This window comes from Gemmiger formicilis (assembly GCF_024462815.1).
Taxonomy (GTDB): Bacteria; Bacillota; Clostridia; order Oscillospirales; family Ruminococcaceae; genus Gemmiger.
In genome coordinates this window covers 34,626-61,606 of sequence record NZ_JANGCG010000010.1, presented here as the reverse complement: position 1 = coordinate 61,606, position 26,981 = coordinate 34,626, and the positions used below count along the sequence as shown (strand labels likewise).

Below are 26,981 nucleotides of genomic sequence, written 5' to 3'. Positions count from 1 at the left end.
AGAGGGGCTCTGCTGCATTTGTTTGGGACTATTTTGCAATAGCTCCATTTTTATGCTTATGTCATTGTGATGAAAGGAGAACTTGGATATATGAACACTTATGGATATGTCCGTGTCAGTAGTCGGGAACAGAATGAGAACCGTCAGCTAATCGCATTAAAAGAAGTTGGATTAACTGGGAATGTGATTTTTCTGGACAAACAATCTGGCAAGGATTTTAACAGACCACAGTATAAGAAACTGCTGAGAAAACTAAAAAAAGGTGATTCACTCTATGTCAAGAGTATTGATCGATTGGGCAGAAATTATGAAGAAATTCAGCAACAATGGCGCTTTCTGACGAAAGAAAAAGGGGTCGATATAGTGGTGTTAGATATGCCGTTGCTGGATACCCGACGAGGTAAAGACCTTATGGGAACTTTCTTAAGCGATATTGTTTTGCAGATCCTGTCTTTTGTTGCAGAAAACGAGCGCACCAACATTCGCCAACGACAAGCGGAAGGAATTGCTGCAGCAAAAGCAAAAGGCGTAAAATTTGGAAGACCGCCAAAACCATTGCCGCACAATTTTCACGAAGTCCATAGGGCATGGCGTGCGAAGAAAATGACGCTGAAACAAGCGGCAGAAGCTTGTAATATGCCTGTTGGAACATTCTATGACAAAGCTCGGAAATTTGAAAGCACCGTTTAAATAAAACGAATCAATAATTTGGGAAGGTGTACCATTACAAATTATTATAAAGATTCAATTTGGAACGGTACACATTTAATTATACACCAAAATTCAGGATTTGCAAGGGGAAACACGATTATTCTAAGGCAAAATTTCACTTCTCTTCGACCTTTGCAAAGGTACACTTTATCAAAATTAAAAAGGAGGGAGTAGGTAAAGCTCTTATGACGGATTGGGAGCTTGTGCCTGAAATGCAATGAAAAGAAACCCGAAAATGAGAGGAGTTCTCTCGTGTTTGTTGGCATTGGTGTTGGCGCTTTCAATCACACCGTGCGTATTTGCGGAGGAGCCTGCTGCTGTTGCTGGCAAAACAATCTACGTGGATGCGAAAAAAGGTAATGATACGCAGGAGTATGTCGGCACAACCAGTGACAAGGCTTATCAGACGGTAGCTGCGGCTGTGGCTGCTGCAAGCAGTGGCGATACCATCCAACTGGCTGAAGGCAACTACACACTGTACAATACTTCCATAAACGGTACTCCCATCAAGAAATACACCGAGGGTAAAGACCTGACCTTCATTGGTGCGGGGCCTGAAAACACCAAGTGGGGCATCGGTACGCCAACCGTCGATCAATCAGGTGAAGCTAATGGCGACTATAGTTTCGATGGCGCAGAACGGGTAACCTTTAAAAAGATGACGTTGCTTGCTTCTGTAACACCAGACGGTACGAAAGAGACCAGAAACTATACCGGCTTTATCCGTGCCAACAATACTATTGTTGAAAACTGCGAAATCAACGGCAGGACTTCCTACTGGGGTTATCAGACTGCAACATTCAGAAATACCACATTCAACTGCCCAAATGGAGATTACGCCATCTGGACATACTGCTCTCCCGTGATGACTTTCGATAACTGCACGTTTAATTCCACTGGCAAAGTCATCAATGTCTACACCGATTATAGTGCAGACAAGTTTGACATCACAGTAAATTTCAACGGTTGTACAGTCAATGATTCCGCTCCGTCTCCGAAGAAGCAGGTGCTGAACATCAATGACAGCAACAGGGGAAATCTTAAGTATATCATCAATATTTCCGGCAATAATGTTATAAACGGGGTAATAAATGCAGATGAAAAAACCTGCTCTCGTTTGTTTGGCTATGGCGGTAAATCCGACACAAATAATAAAGGCAAAACCATTGTAAAATTCGGTAACACTATCGTTTGGCAGGATGGCAAAATGGTTGATGCCCCGACATACCATAACAGCGGTGTGCCGGCAGAAGAGGGCGTTACCTACAACAACGGTGTTAATGGTTCCAATGATAGTCTGTATGCCGAAGGCTATAAGGATAATGCGTTTGCACCTACCTACGGTGAGTGGAGAACAAACGATGATGGCACGATAACCCGCACTGTAACAAAAGAATGCAAGTATTGTAAATATAAGGAAGAAATTAAGGAATATCAGGGCAAGTTAACTTATGATGCAAATGGCGGCGTAGGAACAATAAATTCAGCAACCGGTGCGGCAGGAGAAAGTGTGCCCGTTGCAGAAAATGTTTTTACCCGTGACAACTACACCTTTACCGGCTGGAATACACAGGCAGATGGCAAGGGTACTGCTTACGAACCGGGCGCTAGTTTTACGTTGACTGCCGAAAATACCGTACTTTATGCTCAGTGGAGCAAGAATGCGCCAGCACAGGTCAACGTTTCTTATGACGCCAATGGTGGAACGGGTACAATGGAGTCTGTAACCGGCGATGTAGGAAGCGAAATTGTTATCGAGCAGAACGGTTTTGCTCGGAGCGAATATACCTTTACCGGCTGGAATACACAGGCAGATGGCAAGGGTATTGCTTACAAAGCAGGCGATAGTTTTACGTTGACTGAGGATACCGTACTTTATGCTCAGTGGAGCAAGAATGCGCCAGCACAGGTCAAAGTTTCTTATAACGCCAACGGTGGTGCCGGTACAATGGAGTCTGTAACCGGCGATGTAGGAAGCAAAATTGTTATTCAGCAGAGCGGTTTTACTCGGAGCGAATATACCTTTACCGGCTGGAATACACAGGCAGATGGCAAAGGTACTGCGTATAAAGCAGGCGATAGTTTTACATTGACTGACAAAGATACCGTACTTTATGCTCAATGGAGTAAGAACAGCGTTAGTGCTGGCACTGGTACAAAAGGAACAGCCAAACCAACGGATATTCCGAAAACCGGTGATAATAGCAACCTTACCTTATGGTTTGCTCTGCTGATTGTCAGCGGTGGTGCAGTAATCGCAACAGCCGTTATCAGCAGTAAGAAAAAGCGCAGTGAAAAATAAAGTCAAATAATCAAGCAAAAGTCGGCTGCCGGAAACGGCAGCCGACTTTTCTGCAACAGTACGTTAAAATCGATTAACGGCGTATACGGCGAAGTATCCCGCACACTGCCGCCTGACGGACGATGATGAGTGCGGCTGCCTGACCTTTGCGCAGGCGGAATATGCCAGCCCCTATGTCCGGCTGCCCATCGAGTGGCAGGGCGATAAGCCCACCATCCGCTGGCAGGATGCTTGCCCGCAAGCGCAAAGCGTTATTTTTCGTACTGTTTACCGTCATATTTATCGGCAATGGGGCCCTGCAGCAGGAAGTCTGCATACACGCCGCCCAGTGCCTTCAGGCCGTCGGCGAGCAGGCCGCAGAACTTCACTGCGCCGAGGTAGCGCAGATGAGTGTTGTCCTCCTTGCCCTCGGGGTAATTGTCATACACACCGGCAGGAAACACCATATAAAATTCGCGGCTCTTTTCCTCTGGCAGGGACTCCACCAGTGCGCGGCTTGCGGTGGTAAGGTCTATTAAAGGCAGCTTTTCCCGCACAGCCAGCATCCGCACGGTATCGGGGTAGACGCCGTGGCTGTTTTCCAGCTTGCCGTTCGGCAACAGGTGACGGCGCGTCAGCGGCGTGACCAACACGGGATGGGCACCCTTCTCCTTGGCAAGGCGGGCGTAATCCAGAAGGAGCCGTGCAAACTCCTCCGGCGCGGCGTAGCGCTCTGGGTCATATTCCTTTTCATCGTTGTGGCCAAACTGAATCAGCAGCAAATCTCCCGGCTGCAGGGCCCGATATACCGGCTCCCACAGGCCCTCGGCCCGGAAGCTCTTGGCACTGCGGCCATTTTTGGCGTGGTCATGCACCGTGATGCCGGGGCGCAGGTAAAGGTCCAGCACCTGCCCCATGCCGCACTGTGGCCATGTGTCCATATGGTTGAACTGTACGGTGGAATCTCCAATCCAGTACACGGAGGGTTCCTTCTGCGTTGACGGAATAGAAATCATTGAAAAAAATCCTTTCGCATTTCTGTAGCTTAATGATACCACATTTCTTCCTGTTTTACGAGAAAAAGCGTTCATTTCCGCAGCTCATTTTTTGAGGAGCTTTTTCACGCCCTTCAGCGGGTGACCGTTGGCCATGGCCAGCATCCCCTCGGCCAGATTGGCGGGGAAGGCGCCGCTGCTGGAAAGCACCGCGGCGCGCAGCGGTGCATCGGTGCCGGACATAACCATCATCTTAAAGGCGGGGTCGCTGTAATCGGCCTTGCCGCCAAAACCTTTGGCAATCGTGGATTCGGTACCCTTGAACATCTGCATCATAATGGGGGAAAGGTCCTTCATCTCCATAATGGAGTCCTCCATCGTGAAGCTGCCCTTTTTCAGCGGCGGGTCATTCTGGACAGGGCCGCCGTATAGCGCCGCAAACTCGGCATCGGTGGGCAGTCCCTGCAGGGTTTCATACCAGCTGCCGTGCTGCCACGCGGGCGCAGTCAGGCTTACGCCGTCCACGTCCAGCGCACCGCGCAGGCGGATGTCAGCGGACGAGGCACCCACCAGAATCTCATAGCGGCCCGCTGGAATCTGCCAGCCGCCGTCATGCCAGACGGCAAAGCTGCGGTCATCAAGGGCAAAGGTCAGCGTCTGGCTCTCGCCGGGCTGCAGCGCGGCATACTCAAATCGCATCCGGCGTGCATGGCCTTGACGCGGTCGCAGAGCGCACCCCAGTCGGTGACAACAAGGCCGTCAAAGCCCCAGTCGCGGCGCAGTACCTCGGTCAGCAGCCAAGTATTGTCGCTGGCGTGGACATTGTTGATGCGCGGATAGCTGCACATAACGGTTTCGGGCTGTGCGTTTTTGACAACGGCCTCAAACGCGGGCAGATACAACTCCCGCAGGGTGCGCTGGTCGACCTGACTGTTGCCGTTGAATCGCTTGTACTCCTGATTGTTGGCGGCAAAATGCTTCAGGCTCGTGCCCGCACCACTGCTCTGCGCCCCCTGCACCCATGCCGTACCCATGGCACCGGCTGCACAGGGGTCCTCGGAGAAATATTCAAAATTGCGGCCGCAGAGGGGGTTGCGCTTGATGTTGACGCCGGGGCCAAGGACAACGTCCACGCCGTAGGAAAGCCCCTCTTCGCCGATGGCTTTGCCCTCGGCCTTCAGCAGCGCTGCATCCCACGTTGCTCCGCTGGTAACGGCAGTGGGAAAGCAGGTTGCGGGCTCAGAGCGGTTGACGCCGAGCATATCGCTTGCGTCTTTCTGGCAGCGCACGCCGTGGGGGCCGTCGCTCATTGTGATGGCCGGGATGCCGTACTGCTCCATTGCCTTGCTGTGCCAGAAATCAGCGCCGTTGCAAAGGCTGATTTTCTCCTCCAACGTCATTTTTGACAAAATTTTACCGATTTTTTCGTTCATTGTGCGTTCTCCTTTTCTGCGGCGTTCATGGCGGCCAGTACCTGTTCAAACAGTGGTTTGATGCTGTCCCCATAGGCCAGCAGCGCTGTGACGGGTTCATTCTTTACATATTCGAGCATGGGGTTTTCGAGAAATTCGGGCGCGTACTGCGCAAAGATGGCGCGGGCCACAGGATGCTCCATGATAATGTGCAGCGGCGTTTCCATCGTGTAGCGGTCCAGCCGCAAATCCGTGGCGGTCGGGTACTCATAGTGGTACTGCCCGCTGCCGAGTGTCAGCGTTTCGCCCTGTTCGGGCAGGGTCAACTCGGCGGTTGTGTTGGCGGGAATCGTGGCGTCCACCGTGATTTTGCCACCCTCGCACCGCCATGCAATTGCAATTTTGCCGTAGACGCTCTCATACTCTAATCCGGCGTGGGTGATGCCTTGGATAAATTGCGGGTGCAGGGCAAACCGCTTGTAGCCGGATTCCAGAATTTCCAGCCCGCAGAGTTTTGTGTACAGCCAGCTGCCGATGGAGCCGTAGGCGTAATGGTTCAGGCTGTTCATATTGGCGGGATTAAAGCTGCCATCCGGCTGAATCGAATTCCAACGCTCCCAGATGGTGGTGGCACCCATCTTGACTTCATACAGCCAGCCGGGGTTGTCCTCCTGCAAAAGCAGCTTGCCAGCCAGATCGTGCTTGCCGTTCTCCGAGAGAGTCTGGCAGGCGAACGGTGTGCCGATGAAGCCGGTTAACAGATGCGTTTTGTGTGCGCCGATGTTCTTTTCCAGCGCAGCCAGCAGGCGCGGGCGGGCTTCGTCCGGCACCATGTCATAGTGCAGGGCCAGAATCAGCGCGGTCTGTGTCTCGCTGACAAGGCGGCCTGCCGGGGTGATATACTCGGCGCGGAAGGCCTTTATAAGCCCCTCGCGCCGCTGCCGCCAGCGGTGTTCCTCGGCGGCGTTGCCCAGCACGTGGGCCGTGTCGGCCAGAATCTGCAGACTCCACGCAAAGCAGATATTGGCTACAAGGTAATCATCGGTCGCGCCCTTGCGCTCATCACTCAGGCCGGAGCGCTCGGCGTCCAGCCCCAGCCAGTCACCGTACTGGAACCCGGTCTGCCAAAGGCCGTTTTCGCCGCATTGGCTCTCAATAAAATCGACCCAGTGTTTCATGCTGTTGTAGCTGCTTTGCAGAATCCGCTTGTCGCCGTAGGCGCGGTAGAGCGTCCACGGCAGTACCGTGACAACATCCCCCCAGAACGCCGCGCCGTCTTGCTGGTTGCCCAAAATATTCGGCACAACCTGCGGCATACTCACATCGGGGCCCAGCTCGCTGGCCAGATCGCGCAGCCACTTGGTCATAAACGGCATAATGTTCTCGTTGAAGGCCGCCGTCGGGCAGAACGCGGTCACATCGCCGGTCCAGCCCAGACGCTCACTGCGCTGGGGGCAGTCGGTGGGAATATCGAGGAAGTTGTCTCGCTGGCTCCACTGAATATTCTGTTGCAGCCGGTTGACGCGGCTGTCAGAACAGGTAAAGCTGCCGGTCTGCTGCAAGTCGGTGGAAAGGAGACAGGCCGTAAAATGCACGTTCTGGCCGTATTGCAGCCCCTCCACACACAGATAGCGGAAACCGTGCCAGGTAAAATGCGGGTGCAGCGTCTGCTTACCACCGCGCAGGATATAGGTGTCGGTCGCCTTGGCAAAACTCAGGTTTTCGGTGTAGAAATTGCCGTTTTCGTCCAGCGATTCCGCGTGGCGCAGGGTCAGTGTCTGGCCCGGCTCGCCGTAAATTTCCACCTCGACCCAGCCAGTCAGGTTCTGGCCAAAATCATAGACCTTTTCGCCCTTGGGGGTGGTGAACTCTTTTATAACCGGCAGCTTTTGCAGGCAGCGCACCGGCTCGTTTTCCTGCCCGATAATTGTGGCAAAACCGTAGTCAAACAGCTTGGCGGGCTGCGGTGCGGCAGGCTGCGCTGTAAAGTCCTGCGTTTCACCGTCATAAATTTCAGATGACTGAATGGCCCCGGTGGTGGAGAGCCAATTCTCGTCGGTGCCAATCCATTCCTCGCGTCCGTCCGCATAGGTGATGCAGAGGGCGGCCAGCGCGGCGGTGGTGTCGCCGTAGTGGTTGGGCTGCGGCATAAAGCCGAGCTTGCCCTTATACCAGCCGTTCGCCAGCGTCAGTGTCAGACGGTTTAGCCCCTCGCGCAGCGGAACGGCGTAGGTCTGGTATTGCAGCCGCTTGCGGTAGTTGGTCCAGCCGGGGGCAAAGTAGGTGTCATCAACTTTTTCACCGTTGATTTCCGCCTCGTACATTCCCAGCGCTGTGGCGTAAAGCCGCGCCTTGGCAACCGGGCCGCTGACCGTGAATTCCCGGTACAAAACCGGGCTGACGGGAGAGGTCTTGTCCAGCGTGTGGGTAATCCAGCGGGCCTTGCCCTCAAAGGCGCCCCCGCGCAAAAGGCCGGTTTCAAACCGGCTTTCGGCGCAGGATTCCTCGCCGTGGTTGTCCCACACGGTGACATTCCATGTGTATTCGGTGCGCGGCTCAAGATTGGGGCCGAGGTACTCGACCAAAATACTCTGCGCACTTTCCGTTTTGCCGGAATCCCAGACCGTTTCGCCGCCGCGCTGCACTTTTATCCGGTACGCAGTCTGCACAGTCCCGGTGCGGTCAGTGTCCAATTTCCAGCTGAACCGCGGCTGCACCTCGTCAAGCCCCAGCGGCTCGCGCTTGTATTCAATCGTCAAATCGTATAATTTCAGCATAATAGTGTTTCTCCTTGTACAGAACGAAAATTGCCCCGCCGTCCAAAGGCGGCAGGGCAAGGGGACTTTTACTGCGCAGCCTTTTCTTTCTCGTTGCGCTCGGCGATGGCTTTCATCATATCGCCGTATTTGGCTTCCAGATCAAACTTGGAAATCATAATGAACAGGCCGACGAACATGGCCAGGGGAATGTAGAGGCTGAAGGTGTAGATGCCGTAGCGGACGGCAGGGGTGATAACATCCATGTTGCCGGTGAAGCCGACGATGCCCAGAATCCAGCCGACGAGGGAGGCACCGATGCCGCTGGCAACCTTGCCGCCAAAGCTGGAGGCAGAGGCCGACATACCGATGATCTTGTTGTGGTACTTGTAGTCGTTGTAGTCCATGGCCATGCTGGTCAGCGTACCGGCCAGGCACATCATCGGGATGGTGGCAAAGCTGCCCAGCAAACCGACCGTGATGCAGAGAATGAAGCTGTCCGGCTTGAAGCAGCGGATGACGTTGCCGATAATGCCCAGCGCAAAGGCAATCTTCAGGGTCTTGGTCAGGCCAAATTTTTTGGTCATGGGGCCGACTGCGATAAAGCCGACAATGGTCGGAATCAGGCCAACCGCACCCATAATGCCGATAAGGTTATCATCGCCCAGAATGTACTTTGCGTAGTAGGTGCCGGAGGAGGAGGTCAGTGCATAAATCACGTTGACGAACAGGTTGGCAACCAGCACGATGACCCAGTATTTGTTGTGGAACAGCTTGCCCAGAGCATCGACAAAGGCCAGACCATCATCGGGCTTTTCCTCCTGCGCGGCGGTTTCCTTGCTGGTTTTGTAGAGGATTAGAAGGAAAATTGTGCTCAATGTACCGACAATGACAGCAAACTTGATGTAAGCCATCTGGTCAGCCACGCCGTTGGGGCCAAGGGCATTGGTGATGGGAACCAGTGCAATGGCGATAATCATACCGATGATATAACCAGCCGCGGCGCGGAAAATACCCATCTTGTTGCGCTCGTCCAGGCTCTTGGTGCGCATAACCAGAATGGCGCTGTAGGGAATCATTATCGCGGTCGAGACAATCGCGGTCAGGAACACGTTGGACAGGAACAGATACGCAACCTGTGCAAAGCCTGTCAGTCCGGCAGGCACAGTGAACAGCGCCACAATCGCCACAAACGCGGGAATTGCCATGCGCAGGAACCACGGGCGGCATTTGCCCTTGGGGCTTTTGCCGTTATCCATGATTTTGCCCATGATCAAATCGGTGAAGGCGTCTACAATTTTGGCCGCCAGCAGAACGTTGGCCGCCGTGGCGGCGGCTACGCCGACTTTTTCGGTGTAAAAGTAGAGGACTGCCGAAACAAGGCCGGTCATGGCGTTCAGTGCAAACTGACCGCCGCAGTCGCCCAGATAATCGCCGACACGCATGGTTTTTTGAATCCCCATCGAATCGGTGCCAAGAGGTTTCTTTGCCATAATGATTCTCTCCTTCATTTTTACGCACCCGGTAGAGCAGATGCGGTTCTCTTGATTACAGGTTCATTATAGCGCGTTTTTGTCGCCCACTATATCAAAAATATGATTTCTGTTGCAAAAAACAGATTGATTTTTGCAAAACCGCATTGACTTAACAAACCATGGTGTGCTAACTTATTATAAAAGGAGGGAACGCTGTGGATTTCCAAAAAAGCTGTGAGGAGCTGTACGCGGTAAGCCGGATTCCGCTGACGAAGGTCAGCCGCGACGGAGAGCTTATATTTGCCCTGCCCGCCGGAAATGATGAGCTTGTTCCGCACAGGGAGGTGAAATTGGTACTGACAGATTTTATCCTGCAAAAGCGGGACGCGTTGCATCCGCTGGTCACATATGTGGAGCCGGGATATTTTATCGGCGTCGTAGAGCTGCCGGAGGATGCCTTTTGTATTGTCGGTCTTGTCAGCCCATTCCAGCACCCGCGCAATGAAATTATGCAGATGGCTTCGATGGCTTTTCCGTCGCGTCGGATGCAGGAATACTGTGATTTGATGATGCAGATGCCGTTGGTCAATCTTTATCAGCTGAAATCTCTGATGTGCCTGCTGGTGCGGCTGGCCCACAACGAGAAAATCACAGCGGAGCACATCCTGTTTGTGGATAACACCGTGCTGCGCACAGAGAGACCGGACGATGCTCTTTTCAATCTGCGGGAGAAGGCGGAATTTCATGTGCCGGTGGACTTTGAGACCGGCGTCTGTGAGGCAATAGAGCAGGGAAGCATAGAGCTGCTGCAGCACCGCCTTCTGCAGCCCAGTCAGGGGAAAATCGGTGCGATGAGCTCGAATCCGCTGCAGCAGCAGAAGTACGCCTTTATCTCGTTCGCCACGCTGCTGACGCGCGCGGCTATCCGTGGCGGCCTGCCGGGCGAAACCGCATTCAACTTAAGCGATGTTTACTGCCAGCGTGCCGATACCCAGCTGGATATCACGGCTATACAGAAGCTGAACTTCACCATGGCAATGGATTTCTGCCGCCGTGTGGCAGATATAAAAAACAGCGGCGCACAAAGCACCGCTGTAAAAGCCTGTATCAATTATATCTCGGAGCATCTCCATGACGATTTACGGCTGGAGGAGCTAAGTCGCCACTGCGGTCTTTGCAGCCGCAGCCTGTCGCTCAAATTCAAGGCAGAGATGGGCATGGGCATCCCCGAATACATTCACCGCGAAAAGCTGCGCGAGGGGCGCTACCTCTTGGACTGCACCGATTACACCCTTGCCGAGATTGCCGGCTTTCTGAACTACCCGACCCAGAGCTATTTCACCCAGATTTTCAAAAAATACCAAGGCTGCACCCCGCAGCAGTACCGCAGCAGATTGCATAAGATGCTGTGAGGGGGGAGGACCCGGAGGGCTTTACCCAAATCGGTAAAGCCCTCCGGGCCTCTTCTTCTCTCGGCGGAGATGAATGAAATGCTGTTACATGGGTTGTCAAAATTCACCCTAGCAGGATGGGGTTCCGGACTTTAAAAATGCCGGAATTGCCAAATGACAGTAGTGGCCCAAACGGTTTGCCAACCCACCTGAATCTGCACAGCCTACGCCACACCAACGCCAGTCTGCTGATTGCGCAGGGCGTGGACGTGCGCACGGTGGCTAGTCTATTGGGTCATGCACAGGCAAGCACAACGCTGGACATTTACGCCCATGCATTCGACAAGAACAAGCGCAAAGCGCAAGAAAAACTTGGAAAGGCGATTGGATTATGACGAGAAAAATCAAGCTGACACGCGCAAACAAAAGTATCTTACTGAAAGCACTGACACCCTATTACTATCAAGAAAAGGCACTTGGCCATAACACGGAAAAACCGGGGCGACTGATACTGAAAATTGATTCTGTCCCAGCCGATAAAAAAGCTACTTTTTCTACAGAAGAAATCCGCCTCATGCGAATCACTATAAACAGGCTGAGGAACGAGCGTCTAGGAAAAGGGCAGTACACCGATGCGGCAGACGATATGCTGCTAAAATTATTCTGAAAATCAAACACTAACAAAAACCTCATTGCAAAAAACACATTGCAATGAGGTTTTCTGGTGCGACCGGGAGGATTCGAACCTCTGGCCTTCCGGGTCGGAGAACTACGACACGGCGCATATTTCAATGATATACAGTAATTTTTTGTTGGTTCTGCACTGCTAGGGCACATCTATCACAAGCAGTATAAAACAATGTGTCAACGATAAAAACTGACCACCGGCAGCAAAAATCACTGCCGGTGGTCAGTTGGTGGTCAACAAATGGTCAATGCGTGCGAGATGCTGCGCTGCCTTTTGCCTCACCGTAAGCCCGCTTCATAGCAGCAGCGGACACAACCCACTGCTTGCCGAATTTGCAGACATCAACACCATTTACCAGTTTCCCATAGGACACGGCTTTGCGCAGGGTAACAGTGATAAGGAAGTGATTTAAACTTGACTGTTAGCTGACGGATTCAGGTGCTAAAAAGGACACTTACTCTTTTGAATAGATGTCCTTTTTTGTTGTGCCGCGGGGCTGTTTTTGAATTGGGTCAGATGGCCCAGCGCTGGCTTTCGGTCTGCAGATCCACCATGTGGGTGTACTGGCCGTTCCGGGCATAAAGTGCATCGGGTGCGCCCTGTTCGGCCACCACGCCGTCGGACAGCACCACGATTTTGTCCGCACCGGCTACGGTGCGCATCCGGTTGGCGATGATAAGGACAGTTTTGTGTTTTATGAGCCGGGAAAGAGCCTCCTGAATGGCAGTTTCGTTTTCCACGTCCAGACTGGCGGTGGCTTCGTCCAACAGAATAATGGGCGCATCCTTCAGGAAGGCGCGGGCAATGGAAATGCGCTGACGCTCGCCGCCGGAAAGGGCGCAGCCGTTCTCGCCGATGTTCGTGTTCCACTTGTCCGGCAGCTTTTCGGCAAATTCCTCGCAGTTTGCCAGCTTTGCCGCCGCAAGGACCTCCTCGTCGGTGGCACCTTTGCGCCCCAGACGAATGTTTTCCAGTATCGTATTGTCAAACAGGGTCACATCCTGAAAGACGATGGAATACAGGCTCATGAGTTTTTCCGGGTCAATCTTGGAAATGTCCATGCCGCCAGTCGGGAAACGGTGGTCTTGCCGCCGCCGGAGGGTCCCACCAGTGCCGTGACCTCGCCCTGCTTGGCGGTAAAGGAAACATCCCGCAGCACCCTTTCGCCGGAGTGGTAGGCAAAGCCCACATGGTCGAATACGATATCGCAGCCCTGATTGGTCAGCTGTTCGCTGCCGGTCTGCAGGGGAGCGTCCAGAATCTCGTTCATCCGCCCCACATTGGTGCGCATGGCAATGACCGCCGCCAGATTTTGCAACGCGCCCTGCATAGGGTCGTACATCCGGGAAGCCGCCATCAGGAACAGAAACAGGGTCAGCACGTCGATACTGCCCTGCACCAGCAGCACCGCGCCGGTGAGTGCCACCGACGCAATGCCCAGCTTGAGCACCATGCTCGCAGAGGACACGAACAGCGCCGTTTCCAGCTCTGCCGCGATGGACTGCTTTTCCACAGCCCGAATTTTGGCGGAAAGACCGGACAGATATCGCTGCTCCGCATTGCCGGCTTTCAGGTCGCGGAGGGTCTCGATGTACTCCTGAATGCCGTCCGCACAGGCTATTTTCGCCGCCATGGTCTTGGCCTGCACCTTGTCCTGCACCCGGTAGCTGCCCACCACGATGGCAACAGATACCGGGATGACCCACAGTGCCGCCAGTGCCATCCGTCCGTCAAAGGCGAACAGGCTCAGGGCAATGAGCACCGTGGAGAGCAGGGAGCCGAACAGAGCGGGGATGAAGTGGGAACAGTCCTTTTCCAGCACCTCGCAGTCTGCCATGATGGTGCTGGTCAGGTCGGCAAGGTCGCGCTTACCGAAAAAGGACAGGGGCAGCTTGCGCAGCCGCTCCGCAAGGGTCAGGCGGCGGGTGCCGCTCTCTTTATAAGTAGTAAAATAGGTGCCGTTGTACTGGAACCATCCTGATACCCCCATCAGATTGATTTTTTCCATGATACCATATCTGGGAGTATGGAGCCAGAGAAACCGGCGATTTTCTGCTGGTAAATTCTACGCATTTAGAGCGGCACTATGGCGGGGATAGGATAAAACACTCACATACCCCGCCGACTATGCTGGAAAAACCTTGAAATATAGGGCTTTTTAAGGCTCTAAATGCGTAGGTTGGTGCTTTGTTGCGATATGCTCCACGGTTACGGTGTATTGTTCATATTCTGTTTTTGGGAATCTTTATGAAATCTTCAAAATTGCCCGGTATGCTATCCGTAGAATCAAAGAAAGGACTTGATTATATGGATATGATTTTGAAAACGACTGACCTCTGCAAAAATTTCAAGGGGCAAATGGCGGTAAACAATGTGTCACTGAACATCCGGCGCAACTCGGTTTATGGTCTGCTGGGGCCGAATGGGGCTGGCAAATCCACGATCTTAAAAATGATCACCGGCATTTTGCGCCCCACATCGGGAAGCATCGAGTTTGACGGCCACCCGTGGAAACGGAGTGATCTGGAGCATATCGGTGCTTTGATTGAGATGCCCCCGCTTTACGAAAATCTGACTGCATACGAAAATCTCAAAGTCAGAACTACATTGCTCGGCCTGGACGATGCACGAATTAACGAGGTATTGCAAATTGTCCAGCTCACGAATACCGGCAAGAAACGGGCCGGGCAGTTTTCTCTTGGTATGAAGCAGCGGCTTGGTATTGCTATTGCATTGCTGAACAGTCCCCGGCTTTTGATTCTGGATGAACCGACTAACGGCCTTGACCCTTTAGGGATTGAGGAACTTCGTGAACTGATTCGTTCTTTTCCGTCCAATGGAATTACGGTCATTCTGTCCAGCCATATTCTGTCAGAAGTCCAGCAGATTGCAGATCATGTGGGTATCATTGCTGGCGGCGTCCTTGGATATGAGGGAGAGCTTCGCGCCGGTGAAGATTTGGAACAACTCTTTATGGATGTTATTCGCAGAAATGGTAAGGAGGGATATTAAATGGAGATGGCATATATTCAGGCAGAGAACCTAAAGCATAAGAGAACTTTCACAAAAACGCTGATCGTTCTGGCCCCGTTTGTAACTGCGCTTATGAACTTTTTTGCTCCTCTTTGGTTCCAGCTCAATTCTTATAATTGGTGGTATAACCTGCTTTATCCTGGATTCCTTACGCTCACCTGTGCCTTGATTGAACAGCGGGATAATGGCAAACTAAAATATCGTGCCGTTGCTTCATTGCCTGTTTCGCAGAACAAAGTCTGGAAAGCAAAAATTGGAGTGGCCGGTATTTACTCCTGTGTGGGGAATTTCATTTTCCTGGCGCTAAATCTGTTGGGCGGTTTTGCAATATTAGTTATCAACGAAATTCCCCTGACAATCGGAATTTGGCAGGCTGCGGCCGGAACAGCTTGTATTGTCATTGCAAGCCTATGGGAAGTTCCGCTGTGCTTATGGTTATCAAAAAAAGTTGGTATCTTTGTCACGGTTATTCTTAATGCCGGACTTGGAAGCGTTTTAGGGATTTTCACGGCTACAACCTCTTTGTGGATAATCTGCCCGTATAGCTGGGTGCCGCATCTTATGATTTCCGTGTTAGGTATTTTGCCTAATGGTGAGCCGGTTGCAGATCAGAGTACGGCAATGGCATTTTGGATGATTATACTTGTATTGGTCATTTCGCTGGCCTGGTTTGCGGCGCTGTCATTTTTAACTGCAAGATGGTTTGAGAAAAAGGAGGTGGGGTAACTATGGTATCTGTGGTTCGCTGCTGGAAAGCAGAATATCAGAAGTGTAAACATAGCATTTTGCTCTATATGCACAGCATGATTCCGATTATATGTGCGGCGATTTTTGCGGGTTACTATCATATATCCAGATGGGAACTGGCAACCAAAATCAGTGCCTATCTGGAAGTGCTGGCCGTTGCGTTCCCGTTTCTGATCGGCATTATTGTGGGCCTGGTTGTTCAGATCGAAAATCAGGCCGGGCATTATCAGCTTTTGTTAGGAACAATCCCATCCCGCATAGCAACGTATATTGGTAAACTTGGGTTTCTGATGATCTGTGCTATGGGTGCAACATTTTTAGCACTGGGAACATTTGCTGTACTATACAGGGAGGCCCCGGCAAGCCTTTACCTGAAAGCAGGGATTCTATTGTTGATTACCATGCTCCCTATTTACCTGATTCATTTGTTTGTGGGTATGAGCTTCGGAAAGGGTGCGTCTATGGGATTGGGCATTACCGGAAGTCTAATAGCTGCCCTTATGATAACAGGGCTTGGTGACGCTACATGGAAATATATTCCCTGGGCCTGGGGCGTTCGTGCTATGGATTACACTGTGCTTGCATGGGATAGCCCCCAACTGTATGCACAGGTAAAAACCGATTTTTTCAGCGGTATGATTATTTCTGTATGCTGCACTGTTTGTCTGCTGATTGCCAGTTTGGTTTGGTTTCATGGTTGGGAGGGAGGTAAAAACAGTGAATAAAAAGTGCCTGTTTGCCGTGGTAATTGTGCTTGTAAGTCTTATATGCTTATCGGCCTGCGGTGCGCTCCGCGATACCGCCGATAAAAATAAGGCGTCAAATGAATCTCTGCCGTATTATGAGCTGAACGCCGCAAACTATGATGAAATTTCATATAACGGCCTGACATATACCATAACGGATGAATGTCTTGAAATGTCAGAACTACAAGAAGAAATCGGGCAGGTATCGAAACGCTTCAAAAATGTGGCGGGGGAAGATTTCAGTTTCGGCTACGTTTACAGTATTGTGGATGTGGATATAAGCAATGCCGTAGCTGTAAATATCAACAATGAATATCGGAAAGCTGACATTAAAAATAATGATGAGTTAGTGTGGTTTCAGAGATGGGAAGGAGCAAAAGAAGGGGACTATTCCAGAGAGCAATGCTATCTGAATAAGGAAAATGTGACGCAATTTTCCTATAAGGGAAATGACTACACGATTTTAGCGGATACTGTCTCTAATAGTGGACTCGGGGAATGGATTGGGTATATCCAACAACTTGCGGCTGTAGACGAATCAGGGAAAATATTACTTCAAGAAAATCTCAAAACTGCTACCTTTCAGACGTTGGCAGATTTAGCAGATTTAGTGGATAAAGCCCCTAATGACGCCTATATTATTCCATTCTTAAATGTGTATGCAGCTCCTAACGCTGACGACTATCTGATTGTAGATATAAATGGATGGTATCACAAAGCTGTTATAGATGAAAATATCAAAGGCACAGATACAGTTTTTGACTTTAAGGATATAGAGCAATCTATGAGTGGCAAGTTTGAAATCAATCCTCAAAATGCAACGCAGCTTCTTTGTGATGGGACGGTTTATCAAGTAACTTCTGATACTGTATCAAATAATGAATTGGAAAGTCACATTGGTATTCTTGCGGAGAATGTCATATTTAATGCAGAAACAAAAATTCCTTTGTCAAAGGAGGAACTAAGAAAAATTGACTGGTATGGGGAAAACACCGGACAACATCGGGAACAATGGATTTACAAAGATATTTATGAAATTCATGGTACAGAAAAGACCGAAGCCGTTGCAGTACAGATAAATGACCGCTACTATATTGCAAAGCGTCAATGACCGATTTTTGTTTTTCTGCCTTTATGGGTTATGATATACTAAAAAAGCTAGGAGGCGATACTATGGCAACAATCCTTAACCTCGACAATGTGGTATAATGGGGCGGGAGGTGATTTTTTGATCCACTTACTTGTAGTTGACGATGAAGTTTCTATCTTGGAATTGATTAAGAACAGTTTGGGGAAAGATGGATATTTGATAACAGTCTGTCAAAATGCGGATGATGTAGACATCAAAAAGCTGCATTTCTATGACCTCATTCTTTTGGATGTGATGATGCCTGGCACAGACGGGTTTGAGTTTTGCAAACAGATCAGGAATATGGTAGACTGCCCGATTCTCTTTCTGACCGCAAAGACATTAGAGGAAGATATATTGTTTGGATTGGGCATCGGTGCGGATGATTATATTACGAAACCTTTTCGTATTCAGGAGCTTCGCGCCCGTGTCGCGGCACATTTACGCAGAGAAAAAAGGGAGCATCACAGCACACTTTCATTTGAGCCTGATATAAGATTTGACCTTTCCGCAAAGGTACTGTATGTTTCAGAACAGCCGGTTCCCCTTACCAAAAGCGAGTATTCAATCTGTGAATACCTTGCGAAAAACCGGGGACAGGTTTTTACAAAAGAACAAATCTATGAAGCCGTTTTCGGGTTTGATGGAATAGGCGATAACTCTACGATCTCAACGCATATAAAAAATATTCGTGAGAAATTGGAGCATTTCAAAATAAGTCCGATCAGCACCGTATGGGGGATAGGATATAAATGGGAGTGAAAAAGAAACCTACATTGAAAATATTGTTTCGCCAGTTTGCTATCTCCCTCATTGTCATGCTGGTAGCGGCAATTATTGTCCCTTCTGGTTTGGAGGGACTTGCTGTAAATGCTGGATTAGCTACAAGAGCAAATCTAAGTGAATTGCAGGTAAAAGAGATCATTCCAACGCTGACGATTGCCCCGGATATTACAAAGGTTGTGATTCCACAGGGATGCGGCTACTTAATTCTGGACAAGAACTTTAATGAGCTTTACAGCAATATGGACGATGATGAAAAAGAAATTGCCCTGCTGTACGCAAAGGGAGAATATATTGAATATGCTACGGGGAGGCAGTTTGCACTTGTTGTCCGGGAAAACGAATTTTGCGTTTTAAGGTATTATATTGGTTCTCAATTTACAGTGTCATGGCTACCGGAATATTTTCCATCTCCTGACACGCTTGCGCTTATCCTGATGGCTGTAAATTCGCTGCTGGTCATTATCATACTGACCGCCAGATTTGCTAAGAACCTGCGTACACAACTGACCCCGCTTTTTGAAGCAACTGCGGAGGTTTCAAAGCAAAACCTTGATTTTGAAGTAGGACACGCCAAAATCAAAGAGTTTGAAGATGTCCTTGCATCTTTTTCAGATATGAAAGATAATCTGAAAATTTCGTTAGAACGGCAATGGAAAACCGAACAGACACAGAAAGAGCAAATCGCCGCGCTTGCCCATGATTTGAAAACGCCTCTGACGGTTATTCAAGGAAATGCTGATTTACTCACAGAAACAAATCTTGATGATGAGCAACGATTATACGCTGGTTACGTTGTGGAAAGCTCCGGCCAGATGCAGTCATATATTCAAACCCTGATTGATATATCACGGGCGGCGGTTGGTTATCAGCTCCATATTGAAAGTATAGACTTGCCAGCGTTCATGCAGCACTTGTTCGGTTATATGGAATCACTATGCCGGACAAAAGAAATCCGGCTGCAAATGAATACTGTTTCACTCCCTCAAATGCTGAAATTTGATAGGGTGCTGATAGAACGTGCTATTATGAATGTTATCAGTAATGGGCTGGACTACTCTCCGCAAGGTGGAACGCTTTATGTGGATGTTCAGAGTAACAACGGTTTCGTGGAAATTTCAGTCACAGACGAGGGAACGGGGTTTTCTAAAGAGGCATTATGCCACGCACAGGAACGGTTCTATATGGGCGATCAAAGCCGCAATTCAAAGCTACACTTCGGTATGGGCCTATATATTACAAATTCGATTATGGAACAACATAATGGTCAGCTTATTTTAGAAAATTCAAAAGAAACCGGCGGCGCAAAGGTTACGATGAAACTTCCCTGCTGATTTCCTGATAATGTAATGGACGGCTTTTGTGGCCGTCCATTTTTCAAATCTTTATGTTAATGAGGGGCAGTTTCATTCTAACTTACCCGAATTTCAACTAGGTTTTATACTCATGCTGTTTTTTACAGTAGTGCTGTTTATCATAAGCTTAGTGTGGTTTCAGAGCTGGGAAGGAGCAAAAGAAAATGAGTAAAAAAATGATGATATTGCTGTTTGCTGTTATTATATGTTTATCTCTTGCAGGCTGTTCTTTACAGGACAAAATCGGGGACTATTCCAGAGAGCAAGGCTATCTGAATAAGGAAAATGTGACGCAATTTTCCTATAAGGGAAATGACTACACGATTTTAGCGGATACTGTCTCTAATAGTGGACTCGGGGAATGGATTGGGTAAAGTTGGTAAGGAGGCATCTAGTTACATTTACTAAATACTGGATTTTCTGCATTGTCTCAGCTCGGTCGATACTTGCAACTAAGCGTAATGCATTTTCGTTGGAGTTGCCGTTTTCCGCGAGCTTGGCTCGCAGAATGGCACGGTCACTCTCTTCCAGATAGATACCATTCAAAAAGGTTTCGAGTTTTGACCAAAATAGTTGCTCACGAATGTAAAATGGGGACTTTGCAATGGCAATCATGACCTTGGCCAGCGCCCATGGATTTCTCAACACACCTTCAATGATATCGTTAATAAAGCTTTCGGAATCTTCTTTGACAGCGTTATTCGAAACTAGAAGATTTGCATCTTCAATAATGTTCATGTTCAATCCTCCAATTTTATCTGACAGTAGAATCAATTTGTTAGGTAAAGGCATATCCCTCGTCCTGCCACGCTTTGACGTGTTTCGCCAGCTTCTTTTCCGTGGAGCTGGCGATACCGTGCCAGATATACATATACGCCGCCGTGGAGCATCACCATCAGTTCCGGGTGTTCCTGTCCGAATTCAAAGTATTTCAATGCTACTCCGCCTCATACTCGTTTCTTTTGGTACCCGCAGTCGCAGTAAGGGCCGCCGGAGGCAAGGGTATACTGCCGCACAAAGTTCGTCACGCCGCCCGCCTCGCTCATGGCGTAGTCCAAATGGCACATGGCGGGTGTCAGGTCATAAAGCCCCAACTCCTGCATCAGCGTGCAGATGCCGCATTTCGTAAAGCGCCCCTCATAACCGCTGCCGTCGGGATACTCGTAAAAGTCCATATTCCACGAGTAGGGGTTGCGGTCAGCCGCCTTCCGGGCAGCGGTGGCTTTCATTCCGGCGATATCCTTGGGCGTGAACTTCGACTTGCCGCTTTGGCGGCAGAACCACTTCATCATCGGCGTCATCTGGGCATTCTCATAGTATACCGTTAGTGCCTCTGCATCCGGTCGCTTCGGCATACAGAGGACGAACGCCCCCAGCATGGCGCAGCCAATGATGTTCATGCTGAACCGATCACCTTTTTCAAATTCGGGCAGCTTTGCGATGATCTCTTTGTACTTCAGTTTTGCGGTCTTTTGGATTGCTTTTGCGGTTTTAGCATCATAACCAAGCACCTCTGTCAGTTGCTTTTCAAACGACTTTGCAAACACTGCCCACATTGCCATGGGCATTCCGATATACTTCATCGCTTTCCCTCCATAATGTCCTTCACCAACTGCGCCCAACGCTCCGGATAACAGGCCAGCAGCTCCTCGTGCTGCAAGTTCTGCTCGTGAATGACTGGGTTTGCAAAGTGACGTTCATAGCGCTCGCGGTATTTCTCACCCATTTTGAGCGCATAGAAAATATGAATCTCTGTTCCCGGAACGTTGATCTTGTCCGGCAGCGGGGTGACAAGGTCGGAATAGAACTGATTCTTGCAGCTCTGCACGGTCACATAGGGTCGTGCGCCGCCGAGCATCTCCATGAACGCTTGCAGATAGCCGCCCATTTCCGACTTTCGCTGCGTGAGGCGTTTTTGCAGCAATCGACTCTTGAACCGTCCGTCCCGTATCACCGGGTAGATCAGCGGCAGCAGCAGATTTGTTTGCAGCTTTGCCGCAAGGGGAGATGCTTGGTCAAGATCAGAGCTGCCGAGAATTCCGTAATCAATATGAATATTCCCCCGCGCCGCCAGCAGCCCCACAAAAGAGCCGCCCAGCGAGCAGCCATAGCCCGCCCGGATATGCCCGCCGCAATGTTTCTGAATGTAAGCTTCTATTTTCTCTGTTTCCTCCGGCATAGTGGGAAACTCGGTATGTTCCGTTTCATCGAAGCCATCGTAGCTGACGCAGAGGACGCGATACCTGTCCGACAGCAGCGGAATGACCCGTCCAAAATTGCCCCTCCAGTGGCAGCAGGTGCCGGGAAGCAGTAGGATGGCCGGGGCATTTTCTGCGCCGAAGGAATAAACCTTCATCTCCCCACCCCCTTGAGGAACCCACTCTTTGCCATTTTTTCCGTGTCGTCTGATTCATCGTAGGCGTCGTAAGGCGCGGTGGGGTCGGGAACCCGCTTTTGGAACGGTGAGCAAAGCTTGTCCTTATGGGCAAAGGCGAACTCGAAGTTGTCCGTCCAGCCGGTGTGACCGGTGAGAAACAGCGGATGCAGGTCACGGCTTTGCAGTTTCTGCTCCAGCGCCGCCAGCGACTTTACCGCCAGTTTGTTGCTTTCTGCCAGAGAGGAAATGAAACTGTAGCCGCCGTCCGCGCCGAACCAGATAGTGTCGCCGGTGAAGAGATATTTGTCGTCAATGAGATAGACCATATGCCCCCATGTATGGCCGGGAACAAGGAAACACTCGATTTTGATGCCGTCAATCTCGAAAGTTTCGCCGTCATGCAGCAGCACCTTTTCGTTGTTAATTGTGACCTGCGGCAATTTATAGAGATGATATATGACTTTTCGCCGCACCTCGCCGGTGAGATACCGGTTTTCAATCTCGCCGATATAGAGCTTTGCGCTCCGGAACAAACCGGGGCCGTCTGCCTCCACCGCGCCCACGTGGTCGGTGTCCTGATGAGTGATGAGGATGTGCCGGATGGACTGCGGGTCGATGCCCAGCCAGTCCATTTTTTCTGCCAGCCGGTCGTAGTTGTACCCGGCATCAATCATGATGGTGGTGTCGCCCTTGCGGTAGAAGAAGATGTTCGCCACCCACTCCCGCACGCAGGCCACGCGCTCATCCACCCAGCCGGTGTTCAGCGGCTTGAATATTTCCTTGCCGCGGTACATCTTGCTCATTTCTCTTTTCTGAAATTCGGTCGCTTTCTTTGACATCGGTATTTCCTCCTTACAGCAGCAGCCCGAGTTCCGCAAGGAGCAGGGAAGTCACGGCCATTCCCAGTGTTCCGAACAGCCATTTCTTTTGCTTGTCTGATTTCGAGATGTACGGCATCAGATCCTCTGTCCCCGGTATCACCCACGCCTTGGTGTGTCCGACCCAATAGCCGTCGATGCCAAGCCGGTCAATGAGGTTCATCACAGACAGGATTACAAAGCACTGCCAGAAGCCGCCCCAAAATGTCTGCGCACCGTTGATGGCATACACGCAAATCAGCACATAAGCAAGATATCCCGGAACGCAGATCAGCTTGAAGCGCAGCGAGTTTTGCTTGATCTTTTCCTTTGTGGTCAGACCCAGCGCAACGCACCGTTCCTGTACCTTCGCGTCATACAAATGCGCCATGCCGACAGCACCCTTGTGGATGCCGACAGCGCACACCAAGACCAGCAGCGCCCCCAGCCCCAGTCCTTCCAGAATCGTTTGCAGCAGCATTCCTTATTCCTCCCGCTTCTGTCCTGTCACGCAGAGCCAGCCCATTTTGTTTTTATGGATTTGAACATTGCAGAATCCGGCGTTTTCCAGAAATGTTTTCAGCTCATCGTCGCTGTATATGGTCATACCGCCGATAATCTCCGTCCACTTCTCATCCTTGTCCGTGTCGCCACTGCTCTCGTTGCAGATGAGAAAGGTTCCGCCGGGCTTCAGCACCCGATAAACCTCCCGAAAACACTGCGGCAGATCCGGCCAGAAGTAGACTGTCTCAAAAGCGGTCACGGCGTCAAACCAGTCCGAGGCAAAAATAATCCGTTCTACGCTGCCCTGCCATATAACGCAGCGTCCACTACCGATTGCCGCTGCGTTGTGCCTGCGTGCCTTTTCCACGCTGACGGGCGAATAATCGACGCCCTTCACCACACCCTGCGGGCATTTTTTCAGCAGCTTCCGGATATTGGCCCCGCCGCCGCAGCCGCAGTCCAGCACCTTGGCATTTGATGAAAGCGGCAAGAACTCCATGCCCCAATCTGCAAGGGGCGCATGGCACAGATTCATCATGTTTACCATAACTTTCCCACCAAAGCCGGTAGGTTTGCGGGTGTTTTCAAAAAACGACATCCTTCGTCACTCCTTTTCCAGAACAATGATCTTATTGGAAATATTCCGCACGGCGGGCAGCCTGTCCAGCAGCTTGTAAATTGGCGCAAACGCCGCCATACCCTCGGTTAAGCTGTGTTCCTTAACAAAGCGAAAATCCGGCAGCCGTTCGGCAAGTGCTTTCCCATTCTTGATTCCCCAGTTGAATTTTGCGTTGCTTGCGTCAATGGATTTCTCCTTGAAGTGCCGCACTATCGTAGGATTCATGGTTTCCACAAATACAGTGGCTTGGGAAAAGCGGCTGGAAATCACTGCAAAAATTTGCTGCACATCTTTTGCGTTCAGATACATGGTCAGTCCCTCAATGAGAATCAGCACCGGCACATTTTGCTCGCTGATTTCGCTGCCCCAATCTTCCATGGCGGACATGGCAATCTGCGAAATCGTGCCGCTTTCCGGCAGAAGCTTTTCCCGCACCGCCATCGTTTCCGGCAGGTCGAGGTTATACCAATGTGCGTAACCCGACATCCGATAGCAGCGGGTATCCAACCCGCAGGCGATATTGACGACCACCGCACCCGAATGCGCCGCAAGCCACGATTTTGTCAGTTTATCCAGCACAATGGTCCGGGCAATGACGCCGCTGCGCATGGCCGTATCCTTGTCCGCAAGGGAAAAATCGTAGTCCAGCTTTTCGATGAGTTCTTCCGCTTTTGCGTCGTGAATCGCACCTCTGCCGCTGCTCTCTTTCGCCCTTGCATAAACGGTTTGCAGCATGGTTTCCGGCACGCCGGAGAGCTTGATTATTTCTCTCATGTCATATTTCCTCCGCTTGCATAGTCAGAAATTTTTCCGCATACCGGCAGAATTTTTCCGGGTGTACCATCACCAGCTCCGCATGGGCCATCTTGGGGATGCCATGGATGCGCGCCTTAGGAAAATAGCGCTTGATGAACCGGATATCCCGCCTGCGATCCTTCTTTTCGTCGTCGCCGTACCAGTAGGTGATTTCCGCACCGATTTTAGCGGAGCGCTTCGGAAGCGCATAGTTGTTGGCAGACCAGAATACATTGCGGATCGTCCGATCGGAAAAGGTTTTGAGATAGGCTTCCATGGCGTCGTACTCCTTTTTGGGGTCGTGCCCTGCGGGGGTGAACCGTTCCGGCGGAAAAGCTGCTTCCAGAACCTTTCGGCTGTTTGCCGCCATTTTGAAGGACAGCACATCCCGAGCCAGCAGCAGCTTTCGCACTAATAAGGGCAGCGGATAGGGCGTGATCCCGCCGTCGATGATGGCCCGGTCGATGGGCATTTCCCCCAATGCCAGCATACGGGTCAGGCAGGCACCGCCCATGGAGCAGCCATAGGCCCCACCCAGACGGGAGACGCCGTGACTCTTCAAATAGGAGATCACCTCGTCCACGGTCTGCTCGACTGAGGTGAAATCCCCGGGATACTCCGGCTGATGGCCGTCATACACCACCTGAAAAACATGCCATCTCTGAGAAAGCAGCGTGATCGTGTCGGCAAAAGCCCATACAGGCTCTGCCGTGCAGGGAAAAAACAGCAGCGTCCGCTCCTGCGCCTGCCCGTGTTCCAATATCTGCATGGCTCACCCCTCCGATTTCACGCACTCTGTGTAGGTCAGCGGGAACGAGGCTTTCAGCACGGTGCTTTTCTGTACCGTCCAGCCGTTTTCCCTAAGAAATGCCAGATATTCGTGGCTTGTCCACTTGCTGTGCAGCGGAAAGCCCGCCAGCTTCATGAAAAATGCTTTGACCTTTCCGAAGAAGGCGTTATCCGCATGGGTAAAGGTGGGCGCGACCAACACGCCGTCGTCCTTCAGCACCCGGCGAATTTCAGAGAGGGCTTTCTCCGGTTCCGGTACAATGTGCAGCGCATTGACCACGATCACCACATCGAAAGACTGGTCAGCATAGGGCAGATGGAACATATCCTGCACCGAAAAATAGAGTTTTGCAGATTTCACGCCCTGTTTCGCCTGTTCAATCATCTTTTGGGAAGCGTCGGTAGCTTCAATATGGTCAGCAGAGCGGACGATATGTTTGGCGATCAGCCCTGTGCCGGTCGCCAACTCCAGCACGGTTTTTTGCCGCACCACAGAGCGCAGCAGCTCGTACATCTGCTCATAAGCTGCGGCATCCTTGCGCATGAAGCGGTCGTACCGCCCGGCGTTTTTGTCCCAGAAATTTTGACTGTTTCTCATGATTTCACCCTCACAACGAGACGTTAAATGCCACTAACTTATATAGATGATGCAAGCAAGTTAGAAAAACCTAACTGTATCCCTTTTGAAAAGCCGCATTACTGCGGCCTTTCCGCTTATGCAAATAGCTCCCGGCAGGCGCCCCGCACCAGCGTTTCCAGCACCTGCGGATAGAGCACCCCAATCTGCTCCTGATGGGAGACGGTTAAAATCAAGCCTCGCACTGTGGCGGCAGCCAGCGCCATACCGCCCTTGGGCTGCAAGCCGCCCAACTCCAGCAGGGTACGGATGTGCGTCTCGTCATCGTGGTAGTGGGCGGTTTTCACTTCCTCCGGCAGGCGGTGCAGAAGAAAATCTGCGTCATTTTCGATGAACACGAAGGCTTTTGTCTTGGAGAGCCAACGGCAGGCAGCCAAAATTGCCGCTGCCGCGCGGTCGGCAGGAAGCAGAGTTGCGTTCTCTTGCAAGGACTTCTGCGCCGCCGCGAAGCATTCGGTATGGATGTCCTCCAGTACAGCGAAAAACAGCAGTTCCTTGGATTCAAAGAATTTGTAAAATGACCCCTTGGAAATCCCAACAGCCTCCGTCAGCTGCTCCACAGAGGTTTTCCGCATCCCGATGGTAGTGCCGCAGCGTCGGGCTGCTCGGATCAGGTCATTGCGGATTTGTTCATTCTGCTCGTCTGTAAAAGCCACTGCGCACGCTCCTTGAATTTATGACCACATTTACTATTTCAGTCAAATTGTAGCACGATTCGAAGATGTTGTCAACGGCGTCGTTTTGCTTTCCATCTCAAACGGCGCAACAGCACCTTTTCCAGTCAAGATTTTCGGATGAATCATAGGTGATTCACTCTTGGGCTATTGGCAGGATTCAAGGAGAATTTCGCTTTTGTGGGCAAGGTGAATCGACGGTAGATTCTCTCTGGGAAATATACGAC

At 50.9% G+C, this 26,981-nt stretch carries 27 protein-coding genes and 1 pseudogene; 12 read left to right on the top strand and 16 right to left on the bottom strand.

Going from position 1 to position 26,981, the window contains the following annotated elements; translation table 11 throughout:
* Positions 1 to 90: 90 nt before the first annotated feature.
* Positions 91 to 690, top strand: coding sequence for a recombinase family protein (locus NE623_RS09705; RefSeq protein ID WP_256272973.1), 600 nt, complete (start codon positions 91 to 93; stop codon positions 688 to 690).
* Between the two features lie 277 nt (positions 691 to 967).
* A complete protein-coding gene (locus tag NE623_RS09700) occupies positions 968 to 3,013 on the top strand; it encodes an InlB B-repeat-containing protein (protein WP_256272972.1) in 2,046 nt (681 codons plus the stop codon).
* A 251-nt stretch (positions 3,014 to 3,264) separates the two neighbouring features.
* Here the strand turns inward: NE623_RS09700 and NE623_RS09695 are convergent, their stop codons facing one another.
* From NE623_RS09695 to NE623_RS09675, 5 genes are all read right to left on the bottom strand, one after another.
* Entirely contained in the window at positions 3,265 to 3,972 is a 708-nt protein-coding gene (locus NE623_RS09695) for a rhamnogalacturonan acetylesterase (protein WP_256272832.1), read from the bottom strand.
* Positions 3,973 to 4,092: 120 nt separating this feature from the next.
* Positions 4,093 to 4,686, bottom strand: a complete 594-nt coding sequence (locus NE623_RS09690) for a fibronectin type III-like domain-contianing protein (protein WP_256272831.1) — start codon at positions 4,684 to 4,686, stop codon at positions 4,093 to 4,095.
* On the bottom strand, positions 4,638 to 5,420 hold the full coding sequence (locus NE623_RS09685; protein WP_256272830.1) for a glycoside hydrolase family 3 N-terminal domain-containing protein: 783 nt from the start codon (positions 5,418 to 5,420) through the stop codon (positions 4,638 to 4,640). Before NE623_RS09685 ends, NE623_RS09690 begins: the two co-directional genes overlap by 49 nt.
* Entirely contained in the window at positions 5,417 to 8,176 is a 2,760-nt protein-coding gene (locus tag NE623_RS09680) for an alpha-L-rhamnosidase (RefSeq protein ID WP_256272829.1), read from the bottom strand. Before NE623_RS09680 ends, NE623_RS09685 begins: the two co-directional genes overlap by 4 nt.
* 68 nt (positions 8,177 to 8,244) lie before the next feature.
* Positions 8,245 to 9,648 (bottom strand): MFS transporter, encoded by a 1,404-nt coding sequence (locus NE623_RS09675; protein ID WP_256272828.1) that lies wholly within the window; start codon positions 9,646 to 9,648, stop codon positions 8,245 to 8,247.
* A 197-nt stretch (positions 9,649 to 9,845) separates the two neighbouring features.
* On the opposite strand from NE623_RS09675, the gene NE623_RS14910 reads away from it, so the two are divergent.
* From NE623_RS14910 to NE623_RS09660, 3 genes are all read left to right on the top strand, one after another.
* Positions 9,846 to 11,042 carry a helix-turn-helix transcriptional regulator gene (locus NE623_RS14910; protein ID WP_256272827.1) on the top strand — a complete coding sequence of 399 codons (1,197 nt, stop codon included), beginning with the start codon at positions 9,846 to 9,848 and terminating at the stop codon, positions 11,040 to 11,042.
* Between the two features lie 176 nt (positions 11,043 to 11,218).
* A complete protein-coding gene (locus tag NE623_RS09665) occupies positions 11,219 to 11,416 on the top strand; it encodes a tyrosine-type recombinase/integrase (RefSeq protein ID WP_256272826.1) in 198 nt (65 codons plus the stop codon).
* The gene (locus NE623_RS09660; protein WP_256272825.1) at positions 11,413 to 11,688 is read left to right on the top strand and encodes a hypothetical protein; all 276 of its coding nucleotides are present in this window, start codon (positions 11,413 to 11,415) and stop codon (positions 11,686 to 11,688) included. The genes NE623_RS09665 and NE623_RS09660 overlap by 4 nt, the downstream gene beginning before the upstream one ends.
* 533 nt (positions 11,689 to 12,221) lie before the next feature.
* Here NE623_RS09660 and NE623_RS09655 read toward each other — a convergent pair.
* Positions 12,222 to 13,684, bottom strand: a pseudogene (locus tag NE623_RS09655) (ABC transporter ATP-binding protein); the annotation flags it as partial.
* Positions 13,685 to 14,016: 332 nt separating this feature from the next.
* Here NE623_RS09655 and NE623_RS09650 point away from each other — a divergent pair.
* The 7 genes from NE623_RS09650 (at position 14,017) to NE623_RS09620 (ending at position 19,876) form a co-directional block, all read left to right on the top strand.
* Complete coding sequence (locus NE623_RS09650) at positions 14,017 to 14,721, top strand: lantibiotic protection ABC transporter ATP-binding protein (RefSeq protein WP_256272834.1); 705 nt, start codon at positions 14,017 to 14,019, stop codon at positions 14,719 to 14,721.
* Positions 14,722 to 15,468, top strand: a complete 747-nt coding sequence (locus NE623_RS09645; RefSeq protein ID WP_256272824.1) for a lantibiotic immunity ABC transporter MutE/EpiE family permease subunit — start codon at positions 14,722 to 14,724, stop codon at positions 15,466 to 15,468. It abuts the gene before it with no gap.
* A gap of 2 nt (positions 15,469 to 15,470) precedes the next feature.
* Complete coding sequence (locus tag NE623_RS09640; protein WP_256272823.1) at positions 15,471 to 16,214, top strand: lantibiotic immunity ABC transporter MutG family permease subunit; 744 nt, start codon at positions 15,471 to 15,473, stop codon at positions 16,212 to 16,214.
* On the top strand, positions 16,207 to 17,346 hold the full coding sequence (locus NE623_RS09635) for a NisI/SpaI family lantibiotic immunity lipoprotein (RefSeq protein WP_256272822.1): 1,140 nt from the start codon (positions 16,207 to 16,209) through the stop codon (positions 17,344 to 17,346). The genes NE623_RS09640 and NE623_RS09635 overlap by 8 nt, the downstream gene beginning before the upstream one ends.
* A gap of 117 nt (positions 17,347 to 17,463) precedes the next feature.
* Complete coding sequence (locus NE623_RS09630; protein ID WP_256272821.1) at positions 17,464 to 18,126, top strand: response regulator transcription factor; 663 nt, start codon at positions 17,464 to 17,466, stop codon at positions 18,124 to 18,126.
* Positions 18,123 to 19,481, top strand: coding sequence for a sensor histidine kinase (locus tag NE623_RS09625; protein WP_442490235.1), 1,359 nt, complete (start codon positions 18,123 to 18,125; stop codon positions 19,479 to 19,481). Before NE623_RS09630 ends, NE623_RS09625 begins: the two co-directional genes overlap by 4 nt.
* 185 nt (positions 19,482 to 19,666) lie before the next feature.
* Positions 19,667 to 19,876, top strand: a complete 210-nt coding sequence (locus NE623_RS09620; RefSeq protein WP_256272819.1) for a NisI/SpaI family lantibiotic immunity lipoprotein — start codon at positions 19,667 to 19,669, stop codon at positions 19,874 to 19,876.
* Here the strand turns inward: NE623_RS09620 and NE623_RS09615 are convergent.
* The 10 genes from NE623_RS09615 to NE623_RS09570 all read right to left on the bottom strand — a co-directional run bounded on the left by NE623_RS09615 (position 19,845) and on the right by NE623_RS09570 (position 26,736).
* Positions 19,845 to 20,240 carry a hypothetical protein gene (locus NE623_RS09615; RefSeq protein ID WP_256272818.1) on the bottom strand — a complete coding sequence of 132 codons (396 nt, stop codon included), beginning with the start codon at positions 20,238 to 20,240 and terminating at the stop codon, positions 19,845 to 19,847. The genes NE623_RS09620 and NE623_RS09615 overlap by 32 nt on opposite strands.
* Positions 20,241 to 20,449: 209 nt before the next feature.
* Positions 20,450 to 21,085, bottom strand: a complete 636-nt coding sequence (locus tag NE623_RS09610) for an L-2-amino-thiazoline-4-carboxylic acid hydrolase (RefSeq protein WP_256272817.1) — start codon at positions 21,083 to 21,085, stop codon at positions 20,450 to 20,452.
* Positions 21,082 to 21,858 (bottom strand): alpha/beta fold hydrolase, encoded by a 777-nt coding sequence (locus tag NE623_RS09605; protein ID WP_256272816.1) that lies wholly within the window; start codon positions 21,856 to 21,858, stop codon positions 21,082 to 21,084. The genes NE623_RS09610 and NE623_RS09605 overlap by 4 nt, the downstream gene beginning before the upstream one ends.
* Positions 21,855 to 22,718, bottom strand: coding sequence for an MBL fold metallo-hydrolase (locus tag NE623_RS09600; RefSeq protein WP_256272815.1), 864 nt, complete (start codon positions 22,716 to 22,718; stop codon positions 21,855 to 21,857). Before NE623_RS09600 ends, NE623_RS09605 begins: the two co-directional genes overlap by 4 nt.
* 13 nt (positions 22,719 to 22,731) lie before the next feature.
* Entirely contained in the window at positions 22,732 to 23,217 is a 486-nt protein-coding gene (locus NE623_RS09595) for a hypothetical protein (protein ID WP_256272814.1), read from the bottom strand.
* Positions 23,218 to 23,220: 3 nt separating this feature from the next.
* Entirely contained in the window at positions 23,221 to 23,838 is a 618-nt protein-coding gene (locus NE623_RS09590; protein ID WP_256272813.1) for a class I SAM-dependent methyltransferase, read from the bottom strand.
* A gap of 6 nt (positions 23,839 to 23,844) precedes the next feature.
* Positions 23,845 to 24,633, bottom strand: coding sequence for a class I SAM-dependent methyltransferase (locus NE623_RS09585; RefSeq protein WP_256272812.1), 789 nt, complete (start codon positions 24,631 to 24,633; stop codon positions 23,845 to 23,847).
* Position 24,634: 1 nt separating this feature from the next.
* On the bottom strand, positions 24,635 to 25,423 hold the full coding sequence (locus NE623_RS09580) for an alpha/beta fold hydrolase (RefSeq protein WP_256272811.1): 789 nt from the start codon (positions 25,421 to 25,423) through the stop codon (positions 24,635 to 24,637).
* A 3-nt stretch (positions 25,424 to 25,426) separates the two neighbouring features.
* The gene (locus NE623_RS09575) at positions 25,427 to 26,041 is read right to left on the bottom strand and encodes a class I SAM-dependent methyltransferase (RefSeq protein WP_256272810.1); all 615 of its coding nucleotides are present in this window, start codon (positions 26,039 to 26,041) and stop codon (positions 25,427 to 25,429) included.
* A gap of 116 nt (positions 26,042 to 26,157) precedes the next feature.
* Positions 26,158 to 26,736, bottom strand: coding sequence for a TetR/AcrR family transcriptional regulator (locus tag NE623_RS09570; protein WP_256272809.1), 579 nt, complete (start codon positions 26,734 to 26,736; stop codon positions 26,158 to 26,160).
* Between the last annotated feature and the right edge of the window lie 245 nt (positions 26,737 to 26,981).